The organism is Nocardia amikacinitolerans, assembly GCF_900215415.1.
GTDB lineage: Bacteria > Actinomycetota > Actinomycetes > Mycobacteriales > Mycobacteriaceae > Nocardia > Nocardia amikacinitolerans.
In genome coordinates this window covers 615,504-636,738 of the sequence record NZ_OBEG01000001.1, presented here as the reverse complement: position 1 = coordinate 636,738, position 21,235 = coordinate 615,504, and the positions used below count along the sequence as shown (strand labels likewise).

Genomic DNA, 21,235 nt, shown 5'->3' with positions numbered 1-21,235 from the left:
GAATCCGGGGCGACCGACGCGACGGCGATGCCGTGCGGCGCCAACGACACCGCCAGCGACTGGCCGGCGGCTTTGGTTGCGCCGTAGGCGAGGTGGGCGCGGCGCCTCCCGCGGTGGGCGCTGTAGGCGCCGCGCCCACCGCGGCCGATCTCATGCGGCGACGCGCCGGAACAGTCGGCCAGCGAGGTCGACGCCGACGATCCGGCCGTGCTCGTCGCGGGAGAAGTAGCCGAGCTGTCCGCGCAGGCCGCCGTCGGTGACGATGTATTCGTCGCCTGGCAGCAGACCGATGGCGGCGGCCGGGTAGTCCGGCGGCATCTCCTGATCCGAGGCCGCTCGGATCTCCGGCTTGATGCCGACCGCGAGGCTGAGGCCGGTCGCGTCGGCGGCGATGACGAGTGTCATCGCGTCGATGTCGTAGGTGCCCGTCAGTTCCGCGGCGCGTGTCGCGTCGTAGGGCAGCGGTTCGGCGTCGCGGTCGATGACGTTCAGGTAGTGCTCGAGCGCCCAGCGGACGATCGCCTGGTTGCAGGCGATGCCCTCGGGCCCGGCGTTGGACATCACGACGATCGCGAAGTCGCGTTCGGGGACGATGAGCAGTTCGGCGAACTGTCCGTTGCCGGACCCGCCGTGCCCGATGGCCCGCACACCGTCGATGTCGCGCAGGAACCAGCCGATGCCGATGGCGTCGCCGAACGAGCTCGCCCGCAGCGCGACGGTCGGACGACGCATCGCGAGCAGACTCTCGGCGGGCAATACCGCGCCGCCGTCGCCGAGATGGAAACGGGCCCAGCGTAATTGGTCGGCCGCCGAGGATGCGAGGCCGCCGCCCGGGTTGTTGGCGCGCGAGGGCCGCCATTGGCGCGCGACCGTCAGCGAACCGTCCGCCTCGGCGTTGTGTCCTTCGGCGAACCGGCGGGCGGTGATCTCGTGCTCGGCGAAGAAGCTGTGCGACAGGCCGATCGGCGCGAAGACGAGCTCGGCGACGGCCTGCTCGAACGACTGCCCGGTGACCTTCTCCACGATCCGCCCGGCCAGGTTGTATCCGGCCTGACTGTAGGAGGCTCGCTCGCCGGGCGCGGCGATCAGGCCGAGTTCCGGGAGGCGGGCGACGAATTCGGCCAGCGCGTCCGCGCCGTCGCCGGTGTCGACGGCGAGGTTCCAGTCCAGTCCCGCGGTGTGGTTGAGCAGGTTCGCCACCGTGATCGTGTTGGCTGCGTCCTCGTCGGCGAGTGCGAGCTCGGGGACGTACTCGCGCACCGGAGCATCCAGTTCGACGCGCCCTTCCGCGACCAGTCGCATCAGCGCCGTCGCGGTGAAGGTCTTGGTGATCGAGCTGTGCTGGAACAGCGTGTCGCTGTCGACCGGCTGCGGGTCGTCCAGGCTGGTGACGCCGTGGCAGGCGAAGACTTCGCGGCCGTCGACCAGCACGCCGACTGCGAGACCGGGAATGCCGTACTTCATGGCGGCTGCTTCGACGAATTCGGACAGGGTGACATCGGACATCGGGCGTTTCCTTTCGTGTTCGTGGAACGCCCATGACGATGCCGACCGCCGCTGACAACGCACTGACAGCGCACTGATCGCCCTGCGGGGTGACGCAGGTCATTACCGCCGGGGTGTCACAAAACGGTGGGGACCGGCATCTGGTGGGTGACATAGTCGAGAGCGAAGAGACAGGAGCCACCCATGGCCAGCACGTTGCCGGAAACCGAGGACGGCGGACCCGACGCCGCCACGGCGGCGTTCGTCGCGCACCGCAACCTGCTCTTCACCGTCGCCTACGAGATGCTCGGCTCGGCCGCCGACGCCGAGGACGTCCTGCAGGAGACCTGGCTGCGGTGGGTCGGCGTCGATCTCGACGAAGTGCGGGATCGGCGTGCGTATCTGGTTCGGATCACCACCCGTCAGGCGCTGATCCGGTTGCGTACGCTCGGCCGCCGCAAGGAGTCCTACGTGGGTCCGTGGCTGCCCGAGCCGCTGCTGACCGCGCCGGATGTGGCCGAAGACGTGGAGTTGGCCGACAGCGTGTCGATGGCGATGCTGTTGGTACTGGAGACGCTCACGCCGACCGAGCGTGCGGTGTTCGTGCTGCGCGAGGTGTTCGACGTGGGGTACGACGAGATCGCCGCAGCCGTCGACAAGAGCCAGGCCGCGGTTCGCCAGATCGCCCACCGCGCGCGGGAGCACGTCGCCGCGCGTCGGCCGCGCGGTGTCGTTTCGCCTGCCGAGACCCGCGGTGCGCTCGAGGCGTTTCAGCGGGCGATCGAAACGGGCGATCTGCAGAGTCTGGTCGACATTCTCGCGCCGGACGTCGTGCTCCTGGGTGACGGTGGTGGCGTCGTTCAAGCCGTACAGCGGCCCGTCGTCGGGGCGCACCGGGTCGCTCGTTTGCTCGGCGTCGGCTTCGGTCGGCTCGACGCCGAGGTGTCGGTCGAGCAGGTGCAGGTCAACGGCTGGCCCGCGCTGATCGTCCGGTTCGACGACGAGCTCGACAGCGTCGTCGCGATGCGGATCGACGACGGGTTGGTCACCGGGCTGTACGTCGTGCGCAATCCCGAGAAGCTGTCGCATGTGGAGCGCGAGAACGTGGTGAGTCGTTGAGTCGCTCGGGGTTCGTCCGCTTCATCGAGAGCTGAGGCGTGGTCGACACTCTCGTCCTGCTGCGACGGTTCGGCGGATTGCTCTAGTCGGCGGCCACCGGTAGTCGGTCTCCGAGCCTCCGCAGCGCCCGCTCGGACGGGGAGCCCGGTTCGGCGGCGAACAGGTCCAGGCCGCAGCACGACGGCGCGTCGGGTAGTGAGACCAGTTCGCGGTGCAGCGTGAGTTCACCCGCGATCGGATGGTCCAGCACGTATATCCCGGACCGAAACCGTGCGACCTGGTGTTCCGCCCACATGCGCGCGAAATCGGTACTGAGATCACGCATTCGGTCGATGTGTGCCGCGAGTTCGCGGTCGCCGCGATACCGTCCGAGCAGCACGCGCAGGTGCGCCACGTGCTCGCGTGCCGCCCGCGCCCACTCGGCGCGGTGCAGGTCGCGCAGGTAGGGCTCGGTGAACAGCAGGTGCGATAGCGTGCGGCGGTCTTCGGGCAGTGCGGGAAAGTCGCCGAAGACCGCAACGGCGAGCTCGTTCCAGCCGACGATCTGGGTGTGCTTGCCGATCAGCAGCGCCGGTGTCATCACGAACGACTTCAACAGGTAGCGCAAGCCGGCGAGCGCGTCCGGCGAGGGGGTGTCCTGCGCACACGGCGTGGGGCGCCGTGCGATCCGGTGCAGGTAGGCCAATTCGTCGGTGTCCAAGCGCAGTGCCGCGCCGATCGCATTCAATGCCTCGTTCGAGACACTCTCGCTTCTGCCCTGTTCCAGGCGCGTGTAGTGCGCGATGCTGACGCCCGCGACGCGCGCCAACTCCTCACGCCGCAGACCGGCGACTCGGCGCACTCCCCCGTAGTCGCGCAGTCTGACGTCTTCCGGGCGCAGGCGCGCGCGGCGCGACTTGAGGAACTCGCTCAGCTCTGTCCGGTCGTCCACGTGACAACGCTACGCCCGAGCGCGGTGGGTGATCACGCCGTGAGTATGCAAAGTACTGGCCTGGTTCGGTGATCGCGGCGGTTCCATGCTGATGGACGCGCGTCCCTGCGCTCGCCGGTTCCGGCATCCACACGAACGAACGGAGAAATCTGTGCCGCACACACTCGGATTGATCGGCAGCGGAATGATCGGGTCTTCCGTTGCCCGCCTTGCCGTTTCGGCGGGGCTCGAGGTTGTCCTGAGTAATTCGCGAGGCCCCGAGACCCTCGCCGACCTGGTCGCCGAACTCGGCGGCCGCGCCCGAGCGGCCACCCCGGCAGAAGCGGCGCGCGCCGCGGACCTGGTGGTCGCCGCGATCCCGCTCACCGCCTTCGCGCAGCTCCCCGCCGACGCGCTGTCGGGCAAAACGGTGCTGGACACCGCCAACTACTACCCCGAGCGCGACGGCCACCTGACCGAACTCGACACGGGCACACTGACTTCCAGCGCCCTCCTGCAACGCCACCTCCCGGAAGCACTGGTGGTCAAGGTATTCAACAACATCACCCCGCACCAGCTGCTCTCCCTCGCCCGCCCCGCGAACGCCCCGGACCGCAGCGCCCTACCCATCGCAGGTGACCACGCCGAGGCCAAATCCGAGGCCACCCGGTTGCTGGACATGCTCGGCTACGACGCCGTGGACATCGGCCCCCTCGCCACCAGTTGGCGCAGCGAACCCAACACCCCGGTCTACATCGAGCCCTACCTCGGCGCCCGCCCCGCCATGAACCTCGACGAATTCTTCCGCTGGACCCTGCAAACCCCCGGCGTCCCCGTCCCCGCAGCACGTATCTCCGAACTCATCGAGAACGCGGACCGCCAAAAGCCGGGCGAGGCCAGGTTCCCCAGCGCCGACTAACCGTCGACCGCTCCACCGTCGGGCGGAAACCGGCCAGTCTACGTCCGGGATCCCGTGCGACGGTTGGTCCTGTCGTCGCAGCCTGAGGTTGGTCGCTGAGGTCGGTAATGTCTGTCCGGTGACCGACGCCAGCGACCTGATGCGGATGTATCTGGTCGATCCAGACCAGCCTTTCCCACCTGTCGAGTTCGCGGATCCGTCCGGACTGGTCGCTTTCGGCGGGGATCTGTCGCCAGAACGGCTGTTGGTCGCCTATGCCGCGGGCATCTTTCCCTGGTACAACCCGGGCGAAGTTATCCACTGGTACTGTCCGGACCCGCGGAGCATTCTGGTGCCGACCAACCTGCGGGTGACCAGGTCCCATCGCCGATCTGTCGCCAACGCCGATTACGGGGTGACCATGGATCGCGCCTTCGCCGAGGTGATGTCGAAATGCGCCGAACCGCGTGGCAAAGAGGCCGGAACCTGGATCGGCTCGGACATGCTGGCAGCCTACCTGCGACTGCACCACCTCGGTCATGCGCACTCGGTCGAGGTATGGCGCGACGGCGACCTTGTCGGCGGCCTCTACGGCGTCGCGTGCGGCCGCTCCTTCGCTGGGGAGTCCATGTTCTCCCGCGCCCGTGACACCTCCAAGGTCGCGCTGTATTGGCTCTGTGCCCAACTGGCCGCCTGGGATTTCGCCCTGATCGACTGCCAAGTCACCTCCCGTCACCTCACCTCCCTCGGCGCCATCGACGTCCCCCGTGCGGACTATCTGCACCTACACACCCAGGCCGCCGCCCGCCCGGGCCTCCCCGGCCCCTGGCAGTTCGACATCCCGGTCCCCAACTCCCCCAACCACCTACCGACGTGAACGATCACCGTAGATGCCGCGAAGATTTCGTCGGGAAATTCGGGACATGTACCATCCCTATTCATGATGATGGGTGAAGGGGTGGAGTGGGGATTGCACTGTTGCATGGTGCTGGCCTGGCTCGACGACCATGCGCCGATCGCCACCTCTCGGCTCGCGGAGATGTTCGAGTTGCCGCCGGAGTATCTGAAGAAGCGGCTGCAACCGCTGGTGCGGGAAGGGATCCTCGAGTCCGCTCCTGGCGCGCGCGGCGGATACCGGCTGGCGAAGACGCCAGAGCGCATCACGTTGATGGACGTCGTCGCCGCGGTCGAAGGCCGCACGGGCGCGTTCCGCTGCACCGAGATCCGTCGGCGCGGAGCCGGCGAGACCGCGGCCAAGTCCGAATTCGCCGAACCGTGCGGGATCGCTACCGCGATGCGCCGCGCCGAGCTGGCGTGGCGGCGCGAGCTGACGAGTCAGACCATCGCGGATCTGATCGCCGATGCCCCGCCGAACGCGCCCAGACGGGCGCGGCGGTTCTATGAGCAGCTGACCGCCTGAAGCACACCCGAGGAACACCTGCCCGGCCACCGGCCGGGCTTCTTTCGAAAGGAATTCGGGATGTCAGATATCCTGATTATATCTCGCGAGACCCGGTCGAATGGGTTGCGCCGCACGCTGATTCTGGCGTTGGGCACCTTCGCCGTCGGCACCGACGCGTTCGTTCTGGCCGGATTCCTCCCGGACCTGGCCGCCGATCTGGAGGTGTCCACCGCGGCGGCCGGTTCGGCGGTGACGGTCTTCGCCGCCGGATACGCGCTGGGCTCGCCGGTGCTGGCCACGGTCACCGCGCGGGCGCCGCGGCGGGGGTTGTTGGTCACCGCCTTGCTGGTGCTCGCTGTCGCCAACCTCGGATCGGCTCTCGCGCCGACCTTTTCGATCCTGCTGCTGACCCGGGTCCTGGCCGCTGCCGGCGCGGCGGCGTTCACACCGACCGCGGGCGCGGTGGCCGCGGCACTAGTGCGTCCCGACACGCGAGCGCGGGCGCTGGCGGTGGTCGTGGGCGGACTGACCGTCGCGACCGCGCTCGGCGTCCCCTTGGGGAACGCGCTCGGGCAGTGGCTGGGCTGGCGCACGGCCTTGGCCGGTGTCGCCGCGCTGTGCCTGCTGGCGGCGGCGGGGGTGGCGGCATGGGTGCCGTTCGTGCCCGGCAGTCCTGGCGTGCCGCTGACCACGCGATTGTCGGTGTTGCGCGACCGAACCGTCGCGAAGGTCCTACCGCTGACCGTGCTGGGCATGGCCGCGGCCTACGTCGCCTACGCCTACGCGGTGCCCGCGCTCGGCGCACTGGGTATCGGCGCTTCGAGCATCGCGTGGATGCTGTGCCTCTACGGAATCGGCGCGGTCGCGGGCAATCTGGTGTCCGGCTACGCCACCGACCGCTGGGGCTCGACGCGCGTGCTCACCGCCGGTTACTCGACCATGGCCACAGCCTTGGGCGGCATGGGCGTCCTCGCGGCCACCGGCACGCGCGCGCCGATGCTGGTGGGGGCGCTCGCGATGGCGTGGGGTGCGGCCAGTTGGTGCCAGACCCCTGCCCAGCAGCATCGGCTCATCGACGCTGCCCCGCAGGAGTCCGGACTCGTGGTGGCGCTCAACGCCTCCGGCATCTACCTCGGCATCGGAGTCGGCACCCTGCTCGGTGGCCTCACCACCGATCACGGCGCGACCACCATGTTCGCCACCGGCACCGTCCTGGCCGCGAGCGCCCTTGTCTACCTTCGGCTCACCGCGACAGCGACCCGACCTGTGTAGGTGTCGAGTTCGGCGATCGCACCCCGGAGCACCTTCAGGCCGCGAGCGCACCCGCCGACATCTCCATTCGGTTGCCGCCGAAGCGGTTTCGCATGGCGCGGTCGTGGGTCACCACCACGACCGCGCCGGGGTAGTCGGCCAGCGCGTCCTCCAGTTCCTCCACCAGGGCCGGGGCGAGGTGGTTGGTCGGCTCGTCGAGCAGCAGCAGGTCGGCGGGTTCGGCGACGAGCCGAGCCAGTTCGAGCCTGCGACGCATCCCGTAGGACAGTTCGTCGAGACGCAGCCGCAGTTCCGCGGGGTGGAACAGGCCCATGGACAGCAGTGTGTGGGCGTGTTCGTCCGGGTGTCCGGGGCGACCCAGCGCGAAGGCCTCCAGCACCGTCAGCCGCGGCGGCCACGGCAGTTCCTCCTGCCGAAGGAAACCGACGCGCCCCTCGACCCGCACCGACCCTCGGTCGGGAGCGAGCTCACCGGCGAGGACCCGAAGCAGAGTGCTCTTGCCCGCCCCGTTGGGTCCGGTGATGAGCAGCCGTTCCCCGTCGGCGATGCGCAGCCCGTCCAGCCGCAGCCTGCCCGCGACGGCGATGTCGGCGAGTTCCGCTACCGCACCGGATATTTCGGGCTCGCTCGCCCTGGCGAGGTCGGCGCCGAACCGCAACGGATCCGGCGGCGCGCAGACCGGGTTGTCGGTCAGCCGCGCCACCCGCTCCTTGGCGTTGCGGATCCGCGACATCGCCCCGTGGTCGCGCCCCCGTGCGCGAAACGGTCCCGCGGCGAACACCGCGAGCGGCAGCTTCCGCGGAATCGCCTCGAGGCGAACGACATTGGACTGCGCCAGGCGACGGTTCCTGGCCAGCTCGGACTTCCAGTCGGCGTACTCCTGCTCGCGACGACGACGCTGCGCGGCCTTGGCGGCGAGGTAACCCGCGTAGCCGTCACCGTGCCGGGTCACCGCGCCTTCGGCCACCTCCAGGATGGTGGAGGTGATGCGCTGCAGGAACACCCGGTCGTGGGTAACCGCGACGACGGTGCCGCGATGCCCGCGCAGGTGTTGTTCGAGCCAGGCCACGGCCCGGTCGTCCAGGTCGTTGGTCGGCTCGTCGAGCAGCAGCAGTTCCGGCGCCGCCGCGAGGGTCGCGGCCAACGCCAGCCGGGATCGTTCACCGCCGGACAGGGTGTCCAGCCGTCGCGAGCGATCCAGTCCGGGCAGGCCGAGGCCGGTGAGCGCGATGTCGACCCGGTTGTCGGCGTGGTAGCCGCCGCGCGCCTCGAAACGAGCGAGCAACTCGCCGTAGGCGTCCAGCTGTTCCTCGACGGGCCCGGGTAGCGCGAGCGCCGCCTCCGCGGCACGCAAGCGGTTCTCGAGCTCGCGCAGGTCGGCCAGCGCCAGGTCGATCGCGTCGGCCACCGTCGCCGATCCCGGGAGTCCGAGAGTCTGTGCGAGATAACCGATTCCGCCGGGAGCGGTGACGGTCACCGTCCCGTTGTCCGGGCGTTCGCGCCCGGCGATGACCTGCAACAGTGTCGATTTGCCCGACCCGTTGTCGCCGATGATGCCGACGGTCTCGCCGGGCTTGACGGTTAGCGAGACGCGGTCGAGCACGATTCGGTCGTCGTAGCGTTTGGTGACGTCGGAGAGGGTGAGTTGAGCGGTAAGCATGGGCGATCTCCTGTTCTCGGCCGACCGGCCGGATCGATGGGGAACCCGCACACGAGAAGACGACCGCGGCAGCGGCGTGGAGGGTGCGGGGATTACCGACGCGGAGCGAGGCTCGACGCGTGCGGCGCGATCAGGAGAACAGGAAAATCAAACCCATGAGGTCTGCCAAGTTAGCGGCCCAATCCCGCTGGCGTCAACCCTCTTTCGCCGGGACGTGATCCGGATTACGCCACGCGGGTACGCGCAGGTAGGTGACCGCCCGCAACAGCCATTCCACCGGACCGTACCGGTGCTCGCGCAGCCACCACGCGCTGAGCGCGAGCTGAGCCGCGTAGGTCAGCAGCGCCAGCGCGATCACTCCGGCGGGCGGCACCTTGCCTGCGAGCGCGAGTCCGTACCCGGTGTAGAGCGCCATCAACACGATCGACTGCCCGATGTAGTTCGAGGCCGCCATCCGTCCCGCGGGCGCGAGCCGGGCGATCGCCCGCCCCGTGCGTGGTGCGCGGGCGAGCAGCACGATGCCCGCGATGTAGGCGAAGGTCATCACCGGATTCACCAACTCCTGCACCCCGATCCACCACCACGGCCCATCCCCACCGACCGAGATCGCGAACGTCACCGCCGAGATCGGCACACCGATCCCCAGCCCGATCGCCAGCACGCGCGGCGCCCATCGATCCAGTGTCTCGCCGTCCTCGAACAAACCCCGTTTACCCGCCGCCATGCCGATCAGGAACAGCCCGAGGCTGGTCATTCCTTGCGCGAGCCAGGTGAGCAGCAGAAAGAGCGGCGCGTAGGACAGCTGGGTGTCCAGGGTGTCGGCGAAACCGCCGGTGTAGCCCTCGCGCATCGCGGGCAGGTCGATGAACTGGGCCAGCGCCTGGTACGGGTCGGCGCCGCCCCCCGGCACGAACGCCCACAGGCACCACAGCGCGTACAGCACGCCACCGGTGATCAGCGCGGTGCGCGGCCGCAGCTTGCGCAACAGGATCAAGACCAGGCACAGCATCGCGTACAGGGTCAGGATGTCGCCGATCCAGAGCAGAAAGACGTGCGCGAGCCCGATCGCCATGAGCGCCGCGCACCGACGCAGCAGCCGCGCGTTGGCCGACGCGCCCGCCCGCTGCGCCGCCGCGATCTGCAAGGTGAACGAGTAGCCGAACAGGAACGCGAACAGCAGGTAGAACCGTCCGGCGAACAGCGCGTCCACGACGCCGGTGACCAGGTGGTCGACGGCGCCCTGGTAGTGCTCGCGCGGTCGGTCGCGGGTTCCGTCGAACGACCACAGCGCCGTGGCGACGGTGACGTTGGTGATCAGGATTCCGAACAGCGCGAAACCGCGCAGGATATCGAGTTCCGCGATCCGCCGTCCGGTGGTCGCGGCGGGCAGCACGGATTCGGTGGCACCGGACATGTTTCGACGCTAGCGGCCGCACCGGCCCGCACGCGTCCTCCGTCGGAGCGATTCGCGAACCGGGCGAAGTCGGGGCGGTCCGCGACCTCCGGCGTATTGACCACGCGGATCGGCGGGCGTCAGCCCAGATCCGCGACCTCCAGGTAGATCTGGCGTTCGACCGCGAGTTCGGCGAGGAAACCCTGCGCACCGCCTGCCGACGGGGTTGCGCGGAACGCCGCCACCGCGATCTCCCCGGTCCGCAGCCGCTGACCGTGGAACTCGCGCTGCCCCAAAATGATCGGCTGCGCAGTGTCGAAACCGCGCTCGTGCACGTCGTCGGACAGCGGCCTGCCGAGCATGTCGGTGACGGTGCCGGGGATCAGGCGCACGGCCACGATCTGATCGAAGCTTGGCCGCCGCGCGATGCGGTGCGCCAGATACAGCCGGCCGGGACGGCCGAAGCACAGGTGCGTCAGCAGCTCGTCATCGCCGTACGGCTGGAGTTCGGCGAAGTAGACGACATTGCGGACCGTGGCCACGACATCGCGACCGACGATCGGCCCGCCGCGTTCCAGGTGCCCCCGGTACAGCGTGCCGCGCAGCTCGGTGCGCGGCCGATCGCCGTGCGGATCCAGCTCGGTGAGCGGGAAGAACTCGGGTTCGAAGGTGTGGAATCCCTCGTAACCGATCCTGCGGTCGGCGCCGAGCGCGCGGCAACCGTGCTCGTCGAGGTCTACCGCGAGCAGCACCTGGAAATTGTGCCGCGCCTCGAACGTCGGCAGATACGAAAGGTAGCAGTCCACGCCCGTGCCGAACACCAGCATGGCGTGCGTGCCGGTGGCGCCCTCCGTGGCGCTCGATCGCTCGATCGCGTGGGTGTGTATGCCGAACATCGTTGGGGCTCCTCTCTCTCCAACCCCTATAGATAGGGAGAGTGGCACCAAACCCGGTCACAGCCACGAGTGCCGGGCTACTCGATTCCCCGCGTTCCGGCTACTCGCCGGGGCCGATCCGTGCGCTGCGCGCTCGGGCCCTCGGTCACACTTCCGTTTACACTTGGATCATCGTCACGATACGCCCGAACGCAACACTTCAGTTATACGACTGAGTGACCCCGTCGAGCAGGTGCTCCATGGTCTCGAACGTCGGCGCGTCGACCACATCGATCAGATTCGCGGGCACCGGCACTTTGTTCTCGGCGGTGACCTGCGCGAACTGTGCCGCGTCTCCGGTGCGGAAGCCGTGTTCGGCGGCCAGCCGCTGCAGCTCCGGATCGGTGGACAGCAGGCGGCCGAGCCGATCGCCGGATTCGTCCAGCGGCACCAGCGTGTGGGTGGACAGCACCGTCGGCGACGGGTAGGTCAGCACCATGTCCGGCTTCAGCTGTCCCTGCACGGCGGCCTCGACGAACTGGGCTTCGTAGATCATCACCAGCGGCGTCGGGCCCATCCCCGCGGTGAGGTACTCCTGGAACGGGCCCGCGCTCGAGTTCTCCGCGTAACCCTGGCCGGTGAACAGTCGCGAGACGATCGGCAGCACCCGCTTCTCGGCCTCCGCGCCCTGCACGACCGCGCGGTCGTTGGCCACGAACCCGGCGATGGCCAGGTACATCGCCGCGGAGTTGGAGGTCCGCGGGTCGGTGGTGGAGACCAGGATGTTCTTGCGCACCGGATAGGCGGTGTTGTCGGGCAGGTGCGCCCACTCGGTGTTGCGGCCGACCAGCTCGAGGTAGCGAGCCATGTCGAAGGTCGACACCGGACCCGGCCGGACCACGCCCGCCGCGGTGAGCAGGTCGGCGATCGGACGGAAGGTGGCGATCGCCATCGGCGAGGCGAACGGCGTGTACTTGGTGGCGACGTTGCGGGCGCGCTGGATCCGCTCGGCGGCGGGTGCGCTGGAGGGGAACGCGAAGCTGTGGTTCGCCAGGTCGATCGAAGCGATCTGGCGGGAACCCGCGGGCTCCACCTCGGCCTTCAGTCCGTGCCGGGCGAGGGCTTCGACGACGCGGGGGTCTTCGAAGAACGCCATCTTCTCCGAGCCGACGACGCCGTGCACGGTGGTCAGCGCCGGAGTCGAAGCCGCGGAGGGGGCGGGATCGGGCTGACGCATCACCAGCACGACGACCAGCAGTGCGACGACGGCCAGCGCGCCGCCGAGCAGCGCGAGCTTGCCATTGCGCGGGAACTGGCGTAGCCGAGCGGTGAGATCCGGACGCTCGCTCGTCGCCGGAGCGACCGCGACCCGCTCGGTCGGGGCCTCCGCCGATTCGGGCTCGAGCTCTCTGCGCACGATCCGTTCGACGAGGATCGGCACGAACTCCCGCACGGGACGCCCGTCGAAACGCTGCCGAGCCGAGCCGATCGCGGTCTGGATCTGTTCGGCGGAGTGGGTTTCGGTGTAGTTCTCGACCAGGCTGTCGGTCAACCGGCGGATCGCTTGTTCTTCGCGGACGGTGTCGACAGCCACCAGCTCTCCTCGATGTGCTCGGTCGGATCTCGCGACAGCATTCGGGCACCTGCGCGCGCCGAAACCATACCGGCATTTCGGCGCCGCCGACACTCCGCGCAAACCCGGCGAGGCGGCAATTCGGCTGCGGGTGAAGGCATCTCGGTGGTTCGGCCCTGACCAGAAGTCCGGCCGTTGCGGTGCAGGTCAACGGGTATGTCCTCGTCTCGCAAGTCTCTTGCGCACCCAATGCTGAACCGCCACAAGGCATGCCATGCGGCAGGCACGGCAAACACAGAGTTCAACCCGACATCGGCTGCACGCCATCGAATGTTGTGCCGCGGTTCACCGACCGACCGCGGCGTGAACCCGGCCGTGATGCCCCTTCCCACACACCGTCTGCACTCCTCACATAGGCACCGACTATGTGAGGCGTACAGAACCTATGTGGGACAGGGCCGTATGCGTGGGGTCTGCGGATGGCCGGGTCACCTGCGTCGGTCGGCCGTCGTGGGTCGTCAGGGCTCGCCCACCATGGCGCGGATATCGGGCAGGTTGCCGATGCGCTGGGCGACGGTGCGGCCGGGGGCGTCGGTCTGCGGGGAGCCGGTCGCGCGCAGCAGTTCGCGCACTCCCGCAGGGTCGCGTAGCCCGGACTCGGCGGTGATGCCCAGGTAGCAGGCGAGCGCGCCGACGACGATCGGTGACGCGCTCGAGGTGCCGCTGAATTCGTCGGTGTACCAGTAGTCTTCGTCGCCGCCGCCCTGCAGGTCGCCGTATCCGGTGGTGGTCACCTCGCGTCCCCAGCCTTGCGCGTCCACGCGGGAGCCGTAGTTGGAGAACGCCAATCGGGACCGGGCCGGGCCGTGGTCGCGGCCGTGCGTGCCTGGCGGCGGTGCGCCCGCGCCCACCAGCACCGCGCCGGAATCGGCGGCGCCGCCGCGGAACGGGTTGCGCCACGTCTCCGGGAAACCGCTCGGGCGGGTGTCGTAGAGCGCGGCGTCGAGGTCCTCGCCGCCATTACCCGCCGCTTCCACCACGATGACGCCGCGTGCGGTGGCGTAGCGGATGGCGGCGAGGTCGTCGGGCCACCATTCGATGGCGATGTAACCCAGCTGGTCGGGGCGGCCCTGGTAGTTGCGGCGCGGTCCGGGCCGGTGCAGTTCGATGAGGATGATGTCGCCGGGGTGCAACGCGTCGGCGGCGGTGCGGATCGCCGTGGCCGATCCGGGGCCGAACACCGAGACCGCCCGGATGGTGGCCTCGGGCGCGATCCCGGTGATGCCGAAAGCGTTGACGTCGCCGCTGATTTCCCCCGCGACCGCGGTGCCGTGGTTGCGCCAGCCTTCGTCGGCGGACGGTTCGCCGCCGATGACGCCACCCTGATTCTGGGTCAGGTCCTCGTGGGTGAACCGCCACGCGCCTTCGACGTCGATCACCCGCACGCCCGTTCCGCGCCCGCCGGGCCTGCTCCACGCCCAGCGCGCGTCGATACCGGTCGGCGCGGCATCCAGATATCCTTGCCTGCCTTGGAAATCCGGCGTCACCGCGGGGGCCGCGGCCATCGAAGCGGACACCGCGGACAGCGGCGCGATGGGCGGTTCCGCCGGTGGCTTGACGTAGGCGCCGGCCACCGCATCGTCATCCCGCAACTGTTCGGCAACCACTTCGAGGTCGTCGGCGACGCCGAGCACGGCGAAGTAGTTCAGGTACTGCGCGCCGATCGATTCCTGGTCGGTGCCGCGCAACCGCCCCGGCAGCCGGTCGGCCGGACCGAAGATCGGGGACAGCCGGGCGCCGCCGGGCAGCGTCGCCTGGAGATGGGATCGACCGGCGGCGCTGTCCCGCAAGGCGATCGGGCCGATGGGACGCGCCGCGCCATGGGTGACGACGATGAGTTCCGCGGGCGATCGCGTCGAACCCGGTACCGGTGGCCGTGCCGAACTACGCCGCTGATCCGTGGGTGCCATAGAGACAGTGAACCGGTTGCGCGGGCGTCCCGCCAGTTCAGCTGCGTGGCATGGGCACTCGCGTCAGGCCGGGGACCCGCACCGTGGCGCCGCGACCGACGCCGGACAGTGCGATCTCGAGTCCGCCGAGCACCGCGAGGCATCCGCCGACGAGCACTCCGAGGGTGTCGAGTTCCTCGAGCGGCAGGACGAGCACGACGATGCCGACGATCATCGTGAACACCCCGAACAGTTCGTGCCGGCCGCTGTCGGAGAGCTGCTCGTCGTCCCAGGCCGCGACGGTGGCCTGGGTGATGCCGCGGATGGTCCAGCTCAGTCCGATCCACATGGCCAGTAGCAGCACGGAATTGCCTCCGCGCAGGCATGATACGGCCATCAGTACCGAGAGGAGTCCGCTGACGAACACCAGCGTCCGCAGCGGTAGCGCGAAGCGTGCGCCGACCGCGAGCCACAGCTGCGCGGCTCCTGAGGCCAGCAGATACAGGCCGAACAGCAGCTCCAGGGTCGGCACGGACTTCTCCGGCCAGACCGCGACAAGCACGCCGAGGGCGACGGAGCACACACCCACGACCAGAATCGCCTCCCGTCCCCCGCGGACCCGCGACTCCACACGCCCCTCACCATCGTTTCCGGGCATAGCTCCATGATATGACCGCGGAACACGGTTAGCCTGAAGTTTGCTATTTGTGGTTCACCTTGCAACGACCCGCTGGCGACTTACCCGAATCAGCCGGTGAAGGACTCGGGGGCGAAACGTCCCCAGGCCACGAAGGCGGCCAGCGCGAGGTAGACGAAATTCAGTGCGACATATTTGTACTGGCCGTAGCGGGCGTGGGTGATCATCGCGCCGATCATCAGCAGGACCCAGCAGACGGCCGTCACCGGCACCAGCACCGGCGCGATGTCGAGCACGGCGGGCAGGATGAAGCCGGCCGCGGCCAGGATCTCCAGGGCTCCGAGAGTTCTGACGAAACCGGCGCTCGCGTGCTCGGTCCATCCCCCGCCGGACTTCCTGCCCAATTCGTCCAGCTTGGCTTTGGGCATGAACGCTTTGGTGGCGCCACCGAAGAGGGCCAGGGCGGCAAGCAGTCCGGTGACGATCCAGAGGGCGAGGTTCATTTGCTTCTCCTGAGGTGCACGCGACTCGGGCTCGTCCTGGATCCGGTCGAGCCGTTCGTCGCCGTCGGGCTGCCGGATGCCGTTCGCGGGCATCACCGGTCGGCTTCCCGACGGTGTAACTGGTCGAGCATCAGACACCGCCGACCCTGGACGTGTGACATCCCCGCCGGCGTGACCTCCGCCACCGCATGGACCGCCCTTCCAACCGAGCATCGATACGCACCCGGCGACAAGCTGGATCGCCACTCGCGCCGCGATTCCGTCAGGGGCTTTGGACCGGTTCCGTGGTGGCGCCGGCACGGGAGGCGGCGAGCAGTTCGTCGAGTTGGCGTTCGGCGCGTTCGGCGCGGGCGAGGGTTTGGGTGCGGGCGTCGTCGAGGGCGGCGATCCGTTGGGCGGCCTCGGCGCGGGCCCGTTCCAGGGATGCGGCCGCTTCGGCGCGGTAGGCGGCGGCTTCGGCGGCGGCGGTGCGGCGCAGGTCGGCGAGTTCGGTTCGGGTGGCGTCGAGTTCGGCGCGCAGGCGGGTGAGTTCCTCGCGGGCCTCGGCGAGGGCTTGGGCGCGTTCGGCGGTGGCCTGTTCGGCGCGGTCGATGGCGCGGTCGGCGTCGGCGGCACGTTGCACGGCGAGGTCGCGTTCGGCGCACGCCGCGGTGATCCGCTGGGCGGATTCCCTGCGCACCTGTTCGATCTCGGCGGCGGCTTTGCCTCGCGCCTTCTCCACGTCCTCGCTCGCCTGCTGACGCGCGCGTTCGACGTCGTCGGCGGCTTCGCGGCGCACCGCGCGGATCTCGGCCTCGGCTTCGGTGCGCGCGGCGAAGACGTCGTCGGCGGCCTGCTTGGTGACCCGCTCGACCTCGCGGAGCGCGTCGTCGCGGGCGCTATTCGCCTCGGCGACCAGTGTTTCCGCCCGTTCGGCGGCAGCGGCGGCATCGTCGGCGGCCGACTCCGCGATCCGTCGTGCCTCCTCGGCCTCGCGCCGCGCCTGCTCGGCGGCGACCGTCGCGACCTCGGCCTCCGCGATGCGCCGGGCGGCGTCGGCTTGCACAGCCTGCACCTGCGCTTCGGCGATCGAGGGATCGGCAAGGGTGGAGAGCTCGACGACGGCCGCGTTGAGGTTGTTGCTCAGCTGTTCGGCCAGGCCACGAAACTGGGCGAGCAGCTCGTCGGCGCGCGCCCGCGCCGCGGTCACCGGACCCTGTGGCGTCACAGTGACGGAAGCGGCGGGAGCCTCCGACTCCTGTTGCAGCCGTTGCCTTTCCCGCCACGCCCGCCATCGCGTGTGGTCGGGGTGCTCGCAGTATTCCGACGGTCGCCCGGGACCGCCGCCGCGCGTGATGGGCCGGGTGCATCCCGGATAGCTACAGGTGCTGGACACCGGAGAATCGTAGCGTTGGTTTCGTCGTTTCCGACGTATTCACACGAAACGAAATCCGTGTCGGCACAAGAGAAGACAGCGGCCGTGTGCCGCTCTCTGACCTCCGATAAGTGAACATTATCGGCGGTCAGGATCTGTAACTCCCCCGGTCGACGCCAGATTCGATTCGTTTACGTTTGGTCGCAACCAACGCAACGTAACGGCTACGAAACCTTTTGAAAACTAGGGCCGCTGGCACACACGTACCACTTACGCCCGAGCGAGCTGCTGTATGGGTGGGGGTGCCCACGCGCACTCCCCTGTGCGGCTGCGCCGTCGATCGCACGGCGAGCCCAACAAGCCGAACCGCCACTGTGATCTGCCTCATAAAGTGTCAGATTTTTCGTCGCTGCGGTGTCTTGTGATCGACCCACTCGGATCGAAGGAGACACCATGGGCAAGAACATCGAGGTAGTGGTGGTCGGCGGCGGATACGCCGGAGTGATGGCGGCCAATCGGGTGCGGCAGCGCGACGACGTGGCGGTGACCCTGATCAATCCGCGGCAGGTCTTCGTACCGCGGCTGCGGCTGCACCAGCTGGTGGGTGGGACCCACGATGCGGTGGTCGACTACCAGGAGGTGCTCGCCGAGGGCGTCGAGCTGGTGGTCGACAACGCGACGCGCATCGACGCGACCGGGCGCACCGTCACCCTCGCCGAGCGTGGCAGCATCGGCTACGACTACCTGATCTACGCGGTAGGCAGCTTCACCGGCGGACCGCGGGTACCGGGTGCGGCCGAATTCGCTTATCCGGTCGCGACTTTGGAGGCCGCGCAGCGGCTGCGGTCGGTGCTCTTCGACACGCCTGCGACGGCGACGGTGACGGTCGTCGGGGGCGGGCCGGTGGGTATCGAGACCGCTGCGGAACTCGCGGAACAGGGTCGCAGTGTCAGGCTGGTCTGCGGCGCTGTCGTCGGCCCGTACCTGCACCCCAGCGCGCGGCGCACAGCACGCAAATACCTCACCGAGCTCGGCGTCGAGGTGATCGAAGGCCCGGATACGTCGGTCGCCGCGGTGGGATCGGGAACCGTGGAACTCCGTGACGGCCGCACCCTGGCGAGTGGGGTCACCATTTGGGCCGCGGGTTTCGATGTGCCCGATCTGGCCGAACGCAGCGGGTTGCGTACCGATGCCGCCGGGCGGCTGCTCACCGACGAAACGCTGACCAGCATCGACAGCGATCGCATCATCGCGGCGGGCGACGCGTCGGCGCCCTCGGACCTGCCGTTCCGGATGAGTGCCTACGTCGCAGGCTGCATGGGCGCCCACGCCGCCGACACGGTGCTGGCCAGGATCGCGGACGAGCAACCGGCACCGATCGACTTGGCATTCCAGGCCATGTGCTTCAGCTTCGGCCGCGGTGCCGGGATCTTCCAATTCCTCAACAAGGACGACACGGCGAAGCGGTTGTACTTCACCGGGTTCATGGGCCGCAAGCTCAAGGAATTCTCCTGCGCCGCCAGCGTCAAGCACCTGGTGACCGAAGCCAACAAGCCCGGCTCACATCACTGGCCGAAGGACGGTGCACACCGGCCCGCCCTGCTACGAGCCCGGAACGAGAACGTGACGACACCGAGCGCGTAGACGCCGGTTTCGCCGCTGCCATCAGTGGCACGGTGTGCGGCAGTCGGCACCCCGACGGTTCCAGGGGTAGACATGACCGAGTGGCTATCGAATCTCGAGTCCGCACGGCAGCCGGAGTCGTTCGTGGCAGGTGGGAGGACGGCGTCGCGGTATTTCGCGGAATCCCCTACGCCGCCCCACCATTCGGCCCACGACGATTCGCGGCACCCGTGGCGGCTCAGCGCTGGGATGGCGTTCGTGACGCGGTAATGTTCGGTCCGGCGGTTCCCCAAGCGACGAACAGGGGTTCGGTGATGTCTTCGGTGTCCGGCCGCACCGAGGACGGTTCCGAGGACTGCCTGACCCTCAACGTCTGGTCCCCCGACCCCGGCGCCGCGCACCTACCGGTGATGGTGTGGATCCAGGGCGGCACGTACCTGGAAAACAACTGCGCCAACCCGCATTACGACGGTGCGAAGCTCGCCGCGTCCGGTGTGGTGCTGGTGAGCATGAACTATCGCGTCGGCGCAGAAGGTTTCGCCCACATCGCCGGAGCCCCGGACAACCGAGGCATTCTCGACCAAATCGCCGCGCTGCGGTGGGTCCGGGACAATATCGCCGTCTTCGGCGGCGATCCGGACAACGTCACCGTCTTCGGTCAGTCCGCCGGTGGCGCGTGTATCGCCGCGCTGCTCGTCATGCCGTCGGCGGCGGGACTTTTTCGTCGTGCGATCAGTCAGAGCATGCCGGGCACTTACTTCTCCGAACGGCTCGCCGCCGCGATCTCCACGACTATCGCCGCGCAACTCGGCGCCGAGGCCACCGTCGACGAGCTCGCCCGAATCCCGCCGCGGGCACTGACCGACGCGACGGCGGCGGTGATCCGGAAGATGCCGGACTTCGTCGAATCGTGGGGCCCCATGGCGTTGACACCGACGCCGTTCTCTCCCGTCGTCGACGGCATCCTGCTCCCTGAGGCACCGTGGGGCGCATTCGCCCGCGGCGCCGCGCGTGACATCGACCTGCTCGTGGGACACACCCGTGACGAATTCCGGCTCTACACTTCCCGTCCCGGCGGCGCGCCGACCGATGCGCGAATGACCGCGGCCTTCGACCACCTCGCGCCGACCGCGGACCGCGACTACCGCACCGCCTATCCCGACGCCACCCCGAGCCAACGGTATGAACTCCTCAACACCGACTGGCTGTTTCGCATGCCCAGCCTGCACCTCGCCGACGCCGCCCACGCCGGCGGCGGACCCGTGTGGCTCTACGAACTCCACTGGAGCTTCAACCGGGAGCAGGGCGCCTCGCACTGCCTCGACTTCCTGCTCGTGTTCGGCACACTCGGCGCCGACGAGGTGCGCGCCCACCGGTCCGCCCACCCGAACGCCGCGAACGAGATCACCCACGTCTCCGCCGACATGCGCACCGACTGGGTGAACTTCGCGACCACCGGCGAACCCGGCTGGGCACCCTACGATCCGCACGCCCGAACCACCCGCGTCTACGACGCCACACCGACTGCTCGGCCCTATCCCGAGGAACGCTCCCGACGCATCTGGTCCAGCCATGAGTTCGGCACCCTGGACCTGCGTACCGGGTAACCGCGTCAACAGACGTCTCCGTATTCTGCTGCGGTGCACGCGATTTCGCCCGCTTCGTCGGTCGGAAATACGGCCATGAGGGATGCCGCGAAGCGGCGATCGCGGGGTCGCGAGGAGCGGACCGGCGACGACTCCGCGACGGATGTACTGGTCGCGCGGTCGACCGAGGCTGCGCGCCGGGCGGTTCGGCCGTGTACGACGATCGCCAGAGTTCGCCGCGATCATCCAGGACGCGGCGCGCTCCAGCTGACCTCGGCGGCCGAATAGGGCTGTGGCGCAATCTGTTCGGCGCATCGCAAGCACGAAGACGATTTCGGTTCGACTCCATTGCTCGGTCATTGGCGCGAGCAATGCAATGGCGGCGAACGTCGTGTCGGGGCCGCGACGGGTGGTCAGCTATTCGCAGGCGCGACAAGGGAGCGCGTGCCCATGACCACCTCGGTCGCGGCGGCCAGGTCGAGGTGGAGTTCGAGGTCCGGCGCCTCGGCGGGGCCGTCGTGGTGGCTGATGCCCGCGCCGGTCACCACGTAGTGGAAGGTGGTCTCGCCGATGTGGACGGTGACGACTCCTTCGGCGATCAGCTCGGCGACCGCGCGTCCCAGCGGCAGGGCGAACCAGTGCGCGCGCACGGCGTCGGTGGCGCCACGTTCGCCGAGCAGCGGTGCGCCCCAAGCAGAGAGCGCGGCGAGTACGGGGCGCAGGCCGCGGCCGGACTCGGTGAGTTCGTAGACGGCGGTGGCCGCGCGGGGGCCGACGCGGCGGCGGGTGAGGATGCCGTCGCGCTCGAGATCCTTGAGCCGGGCGGCCAGCACGTCGGTGCTGATCCCGGGCAGGTCCGCGAACAGATCGCTGTAGCGGCGCGGGCCCGAGGACAGTTCGCGGACCACCAGCAAACTCCACCGGTCGCCCACGACGTCGAGTGCGCGGCTCACGGCGCAGAAGTGGTCATAGCTTCGGCGTGGCACCATCCCACTG

Annotated in this window: 18 protein-coding genes; 7 read left to right on the top strand and 11 right to left on the bottom strand. The window is 69.0% G+C overall.

All coding sequences use genetic code 11. The features are described 5' to 3' along the window. Positions 1–150: 150 nt before the first annotated feature. Positions 151–1,506: a serine hydrolase domain-containing protein gene (locus CRP45_RS02980; RefSeq protein ID WP_097243669.1), complete on the bottom strand. Its 1,356-nt coding sequence runs from the start codon at positions 1,504–1,506 to the stop codon at positions 151–153. A 183-nt stretch (positions 1,507–1,689) separates the two neighbouring features. Here CRP45_RS02980 and CRP45_RS02975 point away from each other — a divergent pair, with 183 nt between their 5' ends. Beyond that, positions 1,690–2,604, top strand: coding sequence for an RNA polymerase sigma-70 factor (locus CRP45_RS02975; protein WP_097243668.1), 915 nt, complete (start codon positions 1,690–1,692; stop codon positions 2,602–2,604). An 82-nt stretch (positions 2,605–2,686) separates the two neighbouring features. Here the strand turns inward: CRP45_RS02975 and CRP45_RS02970 are convergent, their stop codons facing one another. Next, positions 2,687–3,535: a helix-turn-helix domain-containing protein gene (locus CRP45_RS02970; RefSeq protein ID WP_097243667.1), complete on the bottom strand. Its 849-nt coding sequence runs from the start codon at positions 3,533–3,535 to the stop codon at positions 2,687–2,689. Positions 3,536–3,686: 151 nt separating this feature from the next. Here CRP45_RS02970 and CRP45_RS02965 point away from each other — a divergent pair, with 151 nt between their 5' ends. The 4 genes from CRP45_RS02965 (at position 3,687) to CRP45_RS02950 (ending at position 7,086) form a co-directional block, all read left to right on the top strand. After that, the gene (locus tag CRP45_RS02965; RefSeq protein ID WP_245909847.1) at positions 3,687–4,433 is read left to right on the top strand and encodes an NADPH-dependent F420 reductase; all 747 of its coding nucleotides are present in this window, start codon (positions 3,687–3,689) and stop codon (positions 4,431–4,433) included. A 118-nt stretch (positions 4,434–4,551) separates the two neighbouring features. Continuing rightward, positions 4,552–5,289 (top strand): leucyl/phenylalanyl-tRNA--protein transferase, encoded by a 738-nt coding sequence (gene aat / locus CRP45_RS02960; protein WP_245909845.1) that lies wholly within the window; start codon positions 4,552–4,554, stop codon positions 5,287–5,289. Positions 5,290–5,352: 63 nt separating this feature from the next. Next, positions 5,353–5,832 (top strand): RrF2 family transcriptional regulator, encoded by a 480-nt coding sequence (locus CRP45_RS02955; protein WP_097243666.1) that lies wholly within the window; start codon positions 5,353–5,355, stop codon positions 5,830–5,832. 60 nt (positions 5,833–5,892) lie between these two features. After that, positions 5,893–7,086, top strand: coding sequence for an MFS transporter (locus CRP45_RS02950; RefSeq protein WP_097243665.1), 1,194 nt, complete (start codon positions 5,893–5,895; stop codon positions 7,084–7,086). A 34-nt stretch (positions 7,087–7,120) separates the two neighbouring features. Here CRP45_RS02950 and CRP45_RS02945 read toward each other — a convergent pair whose 3' ends face one another. From CRP45_RS02945 to CRP45_RS34880, 8 genes are all read right to left on the bottom strand, one after another. Next, positions 7,121–8,746, bottom strand: a complete 1,626-nt coding sequence (locus CRP45_RS02945) for a TlrC/CarA/OleB/SrmB family ABC-F type ribosomal protection protein (protein ID WP_097243664.1) — start codon at positions 8,744–8,746, stop codon at positions 7,121–7,123. 193 nt (positions 8,747–8,939) lie between these two features. Beyond that, positions 8,940–10,160, bottom strand: a complete 1,221-nt coding sequence (locus tag CRP45_RS02940) for a DUF418 domain-containing protein (protein ID WP_097243663.1) — start codon at positions 10,158–10,160, stop codon at positions 8,940–8,942. A gap of 119 nt (positions 10,161–10,279) precedes the next feature. Further along, positions 10,280–11,035 carry a hypothetical protein gene (locus CRP45_RS02935; RefSeq protein WP_097243662.1) on the bottom strand — a complete coding sequence of 252 codons (756 nt, stop codon included), beginning with the start codon at positions 11,033–11,035 and terminating at the stop codon, positions 10,280–10,282. 199 nt (positions 11,036–11,234) lie between these two features. Beyond that, complete coding sequence (locus CRP45_RS02930) at positions 11,235–12,608, bottom strand: three-helix bundle dimerization domain-containing protein (protein ID WP_245909843.1); 1,374 nt, start codon at positions 12,606–12,608, stop codon at positions 11,235–11,237. A 497-nt stretch (positions 12,609–13,105) separates the two neighbouring features. Next, positions 13,106–14,557: a S8 family peptidase gene (locus tag CRP45_RS02925; RefSeq protein WP_097243661.1), complete on the bottom strand. Its 1,452-nt coding sequence runs from the start codon at positions 14,555–14,557 to the stop codon at positions 13,106–13,108. Positions 14,558–14,594: 37 nt separating this feature from the next. Then, a complete protein-coding gene (locus CRP45_RS02920) occupies positions 14,595–15,194 on the bottom strand; it encodes an HdeD family acid-resistance protein (protein ID WP_097243660.1) in 600 nt (199 codons plus the stop codon). A gap of 89 nt (positions 15,195–15,283) precedes the next feature. Further along, the gene (locus CRP45_RS02915) at positions 15,284–15,676 is read right to left on the bottom strand and encodes a DoxX family protein (RefSeq protein WP_097244527.1); all 393 of its coding nucleotides are present in this window, start codon (positions 15,674–15,676) and stop codon (positions 15,284–15,286) included. A gap of 262 nt (positions 15,677–15,938) precedes the next feature. Then, positions 15,939–17,051, bottom strand: coding sequence for a coiled-coil domain-containing protein (locus CRP45_RS34880; protein ID WP_281256152.1), 1,113 nt, complete (start codon positions 17,049–17,051; stop codon positions 15,939–15,941). 432 nt (positions 17,052–17,483) lie between these two features. On the opposite strand from CRP45_RS34880, the gene CRP45_RS02905 reads away from it, so the two are divergent. Then, on the top strand, positions 17,484–18,674 hold the full coding sequence (locus tag CRP45_RS02905) for an NAD(P)/FAD-dependent oxidoreductase (protein WP_097243658.1): 1,191 nt from the start codon (positions 17,484–17,486) through the stop codon (positions 18,672–18,674). A gap of 32 nt (positions 18,675–18,706) precedes the next feature. Further along, on the top strand, positions 18,707–20,260 hold the full coding sequence (locus CRP45_RS02900) for a carboxylesterase/lipase family protein (protein ID WP_342746977.1): 1,554 nt from the start codon (positions 18,707–18,709) through the stop codon (positions 20,258–20,260). Between the two features lie 392 nt (positions 20,261–20,652). Here CRP45_RS02900 and CRP45_RS02895 read toward each other — a convergent pair whose 3' ends face one another. After that, positions 20,653–21,228, bottom strand: coding sequence for a winged helix-turn-helix transcriptional regulator (locus CRP45_RS02895; protein WP_425436921.1), 576 nt, complete (start codon positions 21,226–21,228; stop codon positions 20,653–20,655). Positions 21,229–21,235 lie beyond the last annotated feature (7 nt).

Excerpts from the sequence above, each read along its gene's own strand:
- CRP45_RS02980 (WP_097243669.1), bottom strand. The coding sequence starts at position 1,506 with ATGTCCGATGTCACCCTGTCCGAATTCGTCGAAGCAGCCGCCATGAAG.
- CRP45_RS02975 (WP_097243668.1), top strand. The coding sequence starts at position 1,690 with ATGGCCAGCACGTTGCCGGAAACCGAGGACGGCGGACCCGACGCCGCC.
- CRP45_RS02955 (WP_097243666.1), top strand. The coding sequence starts at position 5,353 with ATGATGATGGGTGAAGGGGTGGAGTGGGGATTGCACTGTTGCATGGTG.
- CRP45_RS02950 (WP_097243665.1), top strand. The coding sequence starts at position 5,893 with ATGTCAGATATCCTGATTATATCTCGCGAGACCCGGTCGAATGGGTTG.
- CRP45_RS02945 (WP_097243664.1), bottom strand. The coding sequence starts at position 8,746 with ATGCTTACCGCTCAACTCACCCTCTCCGACGTCACCAAACGCTACGAC.
- CRP45_RS02940 (WP_097243663.1), bottom strand. The coding sequence starts at position 10,160 with ATGTCCGGTGCCACCGAATCCGTGCTGCCCGCCGCGACCACCGGACGG.
- CRP45_RS02935 (WP_097243662.1), bottom strand. The coding sequence starts at position 11,035 with ATGTTCGGCATACACACCCACGCGATCGAGCGATCGAGCGCCACGGAG.
- CRP45_RS02925 (WP_097243661.1), bottom strand. The coding sequence starts at position 14,557 with ATGGCACCCACGGATCAGCGGCGTAGTTCGGCACGGCCACCGGTACCG.
- CRP45_RS02920 (WP_097243660.1), bottom strand. The coding sequence starts at position 15,194 with ATGCCCGGAAACGATGGTGAGGGGCGTGTGGAGTCGCGGGTCCGCGGG.
- CRP45_RS02915 (WP_097244527.1), bottom strand. The coding sequence starts at position 15,676 with ATGAACCTCGCCCTCTGGATCGTCACCGGACTGCTTGCCGCCCTGGCC.
- CRP45_RS02905 (WP_097243658.1), top strand. The coding sequence starts at position 17,484 with ATGGGCAAGAACATCGAGGTAGTGGTGGTCGGCGGCGGATACGCCGGA.
- CRP45_RS02895 (WP_425436921.1), bottom strand. The coding sequence starts at position 21,228 with ATGGTGCCACGCCGAAGCTATGACCACTTCTGCGCCGTGAGCCGCGCA.